Below are 242 nucleotides of genomic sequence, written 5' to 3'. Positions count from 1 at the left end.
GCCGGAAGTAGCAGCTCTGAGATGTTCAGAGAAACCAAAGGATTCAACAACGGGGAGATAAGCCTTGATGTTGTAGAGCGGAGTGCCTGGCCGCTGCAGTTCCTCGAACACATGGCCACGCTTCTGGTTCAGAGTGCTGTAAATGCCACCCAGAGCTTGCTCCGGGGCTTGGATCTCGACCAGATAGATGGGCTCGAGAAGGCGCGGTTTCGCAGTGAGCTGGGAGGCGTAGAAAACTCTCC

1 pseudogene is annotated in these 242 nt (G+C 55.8%); it reads right to left on the bottom strand.

The window, feature by feature from the left end:
- Nucleotides 1-242 (bottom strand): annotated as a pseudogene (locus C6N31_RS47480) (hypothetical protein); the annotation flags it as partial.

The sequence above is a fragment of the Streptomyces fildesensis genome (assembly GCF_016107395.1).
Classification (GTDB): Bacteria; Actinomycetota; Actinomycetes; order Streptomycetales; family Streptomycetaceae; genus Actinacidiphila; species Actinacidiphila fildesensis.
The sequence above is the reverse complement of the archived record's forward strand: the minus strand, read 5'-3'. Positions and strand labels throughout refer to the sequence as shown.